The following is a 6284-nucleotide window of genomic DNA, read 5'->3' on the forward strand; positions in this document are numbered from 1 at the left end:
GAGGGAATGTTGCAAAAGGACCCCTGTCATGAGCATCACCGACACAATGCCCCAGACATCCGCCCAGACACCCGACCAGACCCGGCTCGGCTGCGGGCTGACCTTCGCCATGGCGACCGCCGCGGGGCTGGCCGTCGCGAACATCTACTACAACCAGCCCATGCTGGGCCTGATCGAAGGCGACCTGCCCGGCCCGCTGACCGGCATGATCCCGACCGCCACGCAGTTGGGCTACGCCGCCGGCCTGCTGCTGCTGGTGCCGCTGGGCGATCTGGTGGAGCGGCGGCGGCTGATCGTCGGGCAGTTCCTGCTGCTCGCCGCGGCGCTGGTCGCGACGGCGCTGGCGCAGGGTCCCGCCCTGCTGGTCGCCGCCTCGCTTCTGCTCGGCGTCTCGGCGACGGTGGCGCAGCAGATCGTTCCCTTCGCCGCGCATCTCGCCTCGCCGCAGCGGCGCGGTGCGGCGGTGGGAACCGTCATGTCGGGGGTGCTGACCGGCATCCTGCTCAGCCGCACGCTGGCCGGCTTCGTCGGCACGCACGAGGGCTGGCGCGCCATGTTCTGGCTGGCCGTGCCGCTGGCGCTCGGGGCCGCCGCCCTGATGGCCCTCATGCTGCCGCGCAGCCACCCGAACGCCACCCTGCGCTACCCGGCGCTGATGCGCTCCCTGGTCCATCTGTGGCGGGAGTTCCCGGCCCTGCGGCTGGCCGCGGTCACCCAGGGGCTGCTGTTCGCCGCCTTCACCACCTTCTGGACCATCCTGGCGCTGCGTCTGGCCGAGCCGCGCTTCGGCCTGGGAGCCGACGCGGCGGGGCTGTTCGGCATTGTCGGCGCGGTCGGCATCCTGGCCGCCCCGATGGCCGGGCGGATCGCCGACCGCAGCGGGCCGCACCGGGTGATCCTGCTGGGCACGCTGCTGACGCTCGCCTCCTGGCTGCTGTTCGGGCTGTGGACGTCGGTCGCCGGTCTGGTCGCCGGGGTGATTCTGCTCGACTTCGCGGTCCAGGCGGCGCTGGTGTCGAACCAGCACATCGTCTACGCCCTGCGCCCCGAAGCCCGCGCCCGGCTGAACACCATCTTCATGGGCGGCATGTTCCTGGGCGGCGCGCTGGGGTCGAGTGCGGCGACGCTGGCCTGGAACGCCGGGGGCTGGACCGCGGTGACCGGTCTGGGCATCGCCGTCGCCGCGGCGGCCACCGCCCTCCAGCTCGCCGCGCGGCGCCGGTAAAGAGGATTGTGGGCCTTAGCGCCCCCCGCTCCGCGCCGAGCGTTCCAGGGAGCGGATGTGGGACAGGCCCGGCAGGATCTCGGAGCGGATGAACTCCAAGCGGCGGACCGGGCCGCCGCCACTGGAGAAGCGGGCCTTCCACAGCGCCATCTTCACCGCCAGCCCGCACAGCACCCCGCCGATGGTGACGTGATGGTTGGTGATCAGGTCGCGGATGCTGCGGAAGCTCTGGGCGTTGATGTTGCGCCAGAAATCCTTGGAGCGGTTGTCGAAGCTCTCGAACCGCCCGGTGATCGAGGCGGCGATCTCCGTCAGATCGCGGCCCACCTCGTCGAGCATCCGGGCGTGGCGGGCGTCGCGGCGGACCTCGCTGAAGCCGCGCACCGCGTCCATCCAGGCCAGGAAGGCCTGCACGTCGGGGACGATCTCGTCCAGGCACTGCTTGAAATAGGCCAGCGACAGGAAGATGTCGCCATATTCCTCCAGGAAGGCCGGGATGTCGGCCATGGCGATGTCCAGCCGGTCGGCCATCATGGTCAGCCGGCGCCGCACCTCCGCCAGATCGGGCTCGGCGAACAGGCGGATCAGGTCCTCGACATTCTGCACCTGCACGTCGTCACTGCCGTAGACGCTTTCGATCAGCGGCCGGGTGAAGACGCGCATGTAGCGGGTGAGCTGCTCCCGTCGGCGCTGGGACAGGCGCAGGGCGGCGTGCTCGTCCACCGCGATCTTCAGGCGGCGCAGCTCGATGCGCAGGGAATAGACGTCGAAGCTGGCGGCCTGGGCGATCTGGCCGATCATCAGCAGGTCGCGGTCCAGCTCGGGCGAGCGGTTGCCGAAATGCAGCGGCAACTGGCTGGGCATGACCTGACCGCTGCCGGCGTGGACGTCGTTGAACAGCTCCACCACCGTCTGGAGCCGGACGTTCTTGATCAGCCGCGCCCGGCGCAGGCCCGGAGTCTCCAGTGGCAGGATCGTCATCGGCAAAATGTGGAGGGAGTCGCGGGCCGTGTCCTCGTCCCGGTCGTCCGGGCCGGGCAGCAGGGCCACGACGTGCGGCCAGGCGCCCGGCGGCCTGGCCTGTCGGCTCGGCTGCACAGCCAGTCTCCCGGAATTCGGCCTGCCGAAATCCCGCCGCTCAGAAGCGCGGGAAGTTCAGAAGCGACATGGTGATGGACGGGTCGATGGCGATGATCGAGGAGCGCCCGCGGCTGTTGATCGGCCCGATGTAGGGCAGAGTGGCGGAGGCCCCGGTGGGGCCGCCGTTCTTCAGGTCGTACATGGCCGAAAAGCGGTCCAGGAACTTCCCGAGCTTGGCCGGGTCCTTGAAGTCGGCGATGTCGAAGCGCTTCTTCAGCTTGTCGACCAGCCGGTCGAGGTCGCCCAGCGCCGACTGCTCGGGAATGTCGAGCGCGGTGAAGACCACCTTCTGGAGCGCGCGGTCGGCCATCACCTGGTACCAGTTGGTGATGCGCGGCGCCTTGCGGTCGAAATAGAGCGCCAGACGGACGGCGGGGTTGCTCTCCTCCGCCTTCACCTCCAGCGACACGTCGACGTAGCGGTCGACGATGGCCTTGACGATCGCCGGCTCCTGCAGCGTGGCGCCGCCCGTCTCCTTGAAGGACAGGACGGTGGCCATCTCCTTGAACTTGGCGTCGTTCATGCGGTTGGCCAGCGCCTCCGGGTCCTTCACCCCCTGGTCCAGCACCTTGCGGATGAGGGCGCGGGCGTAGGTCTGGCTTTCCAGGTCGAAGGCCACCATGACGAAGCGGTAGAGCTTGTCGTCCTTCAGCAGCTCCTCGGCGCTGGAGATCTTGCCGATGTTGGCCTCGAAATAGGCGATGTTTCGCTTCACGTCGGGCCGCGAGCGGATCATCGCGTCGTAGCGGTCCTGGTTGCGGACGATCTGGCGGTAGTCCTGGAGCGTGCTCATGCCTTCACCTCCGAGGTCGCCGGCCGGCCGCTCTCCGCCGCTGCATCCTCCGCCGGATCGGCGTAGGAGGGCGGGATCCGCAGGATCACCTCGCCGGTGTGGGTGTCGAGCACCTCAGTGGACAGGCGGCCCGTGCCGGGGTCGAGGTTGACGCGATAGGGCGGAATGGGGTCGGGGCGCGTCCGGCCGTCGGATTCCGACGGGGCCTTGGCCTCCTCCACGACCTCGGTGGCCTTGGCGGCCTCGGCCTGGGCGGCGCGCAGACGGTCGGCCTGGCGCTGGCGGGCCTCGGCGATCAGGTCGGCGCTGGCAGTGCCGCGCTCGCCGTTGACGCCGGACACGCCGCCGGTCAGTCCCTGGATGGGTGCGGGCATGGCGGTCAGGCCTCCACGCGAGTCTCGGGAATGCGCTCGTCCCGCGGGGCGCGCTGCGCGTTCAGCAGCCCGTCCTCGTAGGCCATCACGGGCCGCAGACAGGCCAGCGCCTTGTAGTAGTCGCGGTCGCTGACGTTGCGCATCGCCTGCATGATGCGGTCCTGCATGTCCGGGTGCATGAAGGCGGTGTAGAGCTTGGCCATCATGCCGGCGACGACGCTGCCGTACTGCTCCGCGGCCTGGGGGTCCAGAAGCATGCTCTGGATCAGGAAATAGGCGCGGCGGACCGGCGTGTCGGCCTCGTCCTCCTGCATGATGTCGCTGCCGCGGATGATCTGGGCGAAGTTGCTGACGGTCAGCGTGTAGCGGCGGTTCTCGTTCTGCACGACGCAGCCGTTGATGACCACGCGCTCGCAGGGCTTGAGGCGGAGCTTAAGCGCCATGGACGGCCTCCATCGAAGCGGGGGCCTCCGTCCGGGCCACGCCCTGCAGGCCGCGCATGACCGACCGGTTGATGTCGATCAGCACGCCCGCGTCGGCCTCGCCGCGCAGCACCTGGGTCGTCTGGCGCGCCACCGAGAAGGACAGCGAGACCAGCCCGGCGCGCAGCGCCTCGGGCAGCGCGTTGCCGTCCTCCAGAAGGTCGGCGCGCAGCGTGTTCCAGAGTTCCAGGTTGCGCCACAGCGCGTCCTTCAGCGCCGCCGACCGCCAGCCGGCGTCGCGGTTGGCCTCCAGATCCAGGGTGATGCGGAGGAAGACCAGATATTCGATGCGGCGCGGGTCTTCGCACTCGGCCATCGTCTGCTGGTAGGCGGCGATGCTCATGGTCGCACCTTATGCAACGCGCACGGGGGCGCCGGAAGGGGGCTGGGACTGGATGTGAGACGAAAAAATGGCCGGCGCCCCCTCGGGAGCGGGGCGCCGGCCGGACCGGGTTAGCGGAACAGCGAGAGAATGTTCTGCGGACCCTGGTTGGCGATCGACAGCGCCTGGGTGGCGAGCTGCTGCTGGACCTGAAGGGCCTGCAGGCGGCTCGATTCCTCGTTCATGTCGGCGTCCACCAGCGAGCCGATGCCCTTGTTCATCGAGTCGGTCAGCTTCGACACGAAGTCGTTCTGCACCGACACGCGGTTCTCGATGGAGCCGATCACCGCGGCCTTGCCGATGGCCTTGTCGAGTAGGCCGTTGATGACTTCGAGCGACTTGGTGGCGTTGGAGGTCACGTCGATCTGCGTCAGGTCAGCCAGGCCGCCGAAGGCGTCGCTTTCCTTCGAGCCGACCCACAGGCTGTCCACCTTGGCAGTGAAGTTGCCGTCGGTGTTCAGGTCCTGGTCGGTGAACTCCAGCTTGTCGCCGTTGAAGGCCACCTGGAAGTCGCCGCCGGCCGTGGTCAGGGCCGCGTTGACCGCGGTCTCGATCAGGCCCTGGGTGGTCGCCAGGTCCGTGGTGTAGTCGATGCCCGACAGGTCCACCGTCACGGCGGTCTTGGTGCCCGCCTCGTTGGTGACGTTCAGGGTCAGGTTGCCCAGGCCCAGGTTCTGGCCGTCGATGAAGGTGGTGTCCGGCGCGCCGATGGCGATGCCGACGCTGGCCTTCAGGTCGTTGGTGGAGTCCACCTGCTGCTCGATCGTGGCCTTGCCGACGATCGAGGTGACCTGCATGTCCTGGCGCTGGAAGCTGATGTAGCTCGGATCGACCGTGCCGGCGCTGCGGCTCAGCGACGCCAGGATGTCGACGTTTTGGTCCTTGGCCGTGCCGTCGTTGGAGTAGGTGATGCGCAGCAGGTTGTCGCCGTTGAAGGAGGCGTCGGCGGCAGCACCCTTCACCAGCTTGACGAGCTGGTCGATGTCGTTCTGGATCAGCGACTTGTCGACGCCGTTGGTCTGGCCGGCGATGACGCGAGCCTTCAGCGTCTGCAGGTTCTCGACGATGTTCTTGGACGCCACCGACGCGGTGTTGGTCGTGCCCGAACCCAGTTCCAGCGATTCCTTCACCGCCTTGAAGCCGGCGACGTCGGCGCGCATGGTCGTGGCGATGGACCAGTAGGCGGCGTTGTCCTTGGCGTTGTTGACCTTGAGACCGGTCGAGATGCGATCCTGGGTGGTCGCCAGATCGTCGGTCACCCGGCGCAGCGTCTGCAGCGCGGTCATCGCCGAGGTGTTGGTCATGATCGAGGCCATGTGTATCTCCATTCGCGAGATGCAGAGCGCCTTTCTGACGCTGGGGCCGGGTGCGCGGGCCTTCCCACTTGGTTTTATGGGCGCGCAACCGACCATTCGACTGTGACCGACCCGGTTTAAACCGGAGTAAAAAACCGCAGCTTTTCCAGGGCGACGAATTCGTCTTTCAAAGATGGATGTCTTTTAAAAGTAATCGTGCATTTTATAAAAATGTGACACCCGCGCAAAGCGGCTCAGCCGCCGTGCCCCGAAGGGCCGCGGCCATGGCGTCTTTCAAAATGTCGGAAGCAGAACGTAAGGCGGGACTTTGAAACAGGGCGCCGTCACTCGGCGGCGACGAGACAGCCGGGGTGCAGGCCGGACGCGGCGAAGGGGATGGCGGGAAAGCGGTGGGCGGCGGTGGCGGGTGCGGCGGCCGGAGCGGCCTCCTCATGCTCGGGCGGGGCCTCGAACTTGTAGCCGCGGCCGTAGACGGTCTCGATGTAGCGGGCGCCGCCGGTGGCCTCGGCGATCTTCTTGCGGAGCTTGCAGATGTAGACGTCGATGACCTTGTCGAGCGGGTCGGCGCCGGA

8 protein-coding genes are annotated in these 6284 nt (G+C 68.1%); 1 reads left to right on the forward strand and 7 read right to left on the reverse strand.

The window, feature by feature from the left end; all coding sequences use genetic code 11:
- Window positions 1-28: 28 nt before the first annotated feature.
- Entirely contained in the window at window positions 29-1225 is a 1197-nt protein-coding gene (locus FHW79_RS30885; RefSeq protein WP_211108564.1) for an MFS transporter, read from the forward strand.
- A 15-nt stretch (window positions 1226-1240) separates the two neighbouring features.
- On the opposite strand, the gene FHW79_RS30890 is transcribed toward FHW79_RS30885, so the two are convergent.
- From FHW79_RS30890 to FHW79_RS30920, 7 genes are all read right to left on the reverse strand, one after another.
- Complete coding sequence (locus FHW79_RS30890; protein ID WP_345772651.1) at window positions 1241-2323, reverse strand: hypothetical protein; 1083 nt, start codon at window positions 2321-2323, stop codon at window positions 1241-1243.
- 40 nt (window positions 2324-2363) lie between these two features.
- The gene (locus FHW79_RS30895) at window positions 2364-3158 is read right to left on the reverse strand and encodes a DUF1217 domain-containing protein (protein ID WP_183182457.1); all 795 of its coding nucleotides are present in this window, start codon (window positions 3156-3158) and stop codon (window positions 2364-2366) included.
- Window positions 3155-3532, reverse strand: a complete 378-nt coding sequence (locus FHW79_RS30900) for a hypothetical protein (protein ID WP_183182458.1) — start codon at window positions 3530-3532, stop codon at window positions 3155-3157. The genes FHW79_RS30895 and FHW79_RS30900 overlap by 4 nt, the downstream gene beginning before the upstream one ends.
- Window positions 3533-3537: 5 nt before the next feature.
- Window positions 3538-3975: a flagellar biosynthesis repressor FlbT gene (locus FHW79_RS30905; protein WP_183182459.1), complete on the reverse strand. Its 438-nt coding sequence runs from the start codon at window positions 3973-3975 to the stop codon at window positions 3538-3540.
- On the reverse strand, window positions 3965-4357 hold the full coding sequence (flaF, locus tag FHW79_RS30910; RefSeq protein ID WP_183182460.1) for a flagellar biosynthesis regulator FlaF: 393 nt from the start codon (window positions 4355-4357) through the stop codon (window positions 3965-3967). The genes FHW79_RS30905 and flaF overlap by 11 nt, the downstream gene beginning before the upstream one ends.
- Before the next feature lie 110 nt (window positions 4358-4467).
- Window positions 4468-5712: a flagellin gene (locus tag FHW79_RS33455; RefSeq protein WP_035682206.1), complete on the reverse strand. Its 1245-nt coding sequence runs from the start codon at window positions 5710-5712 to the stop codon at window positions 4468-4470.
- Window positions 5713-6035: 323 nt separating this feature from the next.
- The coding region (locus FHW79_RS30920) for a helix-turn-helix domain-containing protein (RefSeq protein WP_183182461.1) at window positions 6036-6284 on the reverse strand (249 nt) is incomplete at its 5' end.

Source organism: Azospirillum sp. OGB3, from assembly GCF_014192915.1.
Taxonomy (GTDB): domain Bacteria; phylum Pseudomonadota; class Alphaproteobacteria; order Azospirillales; family Azospirillaceae; genus Azospirillum.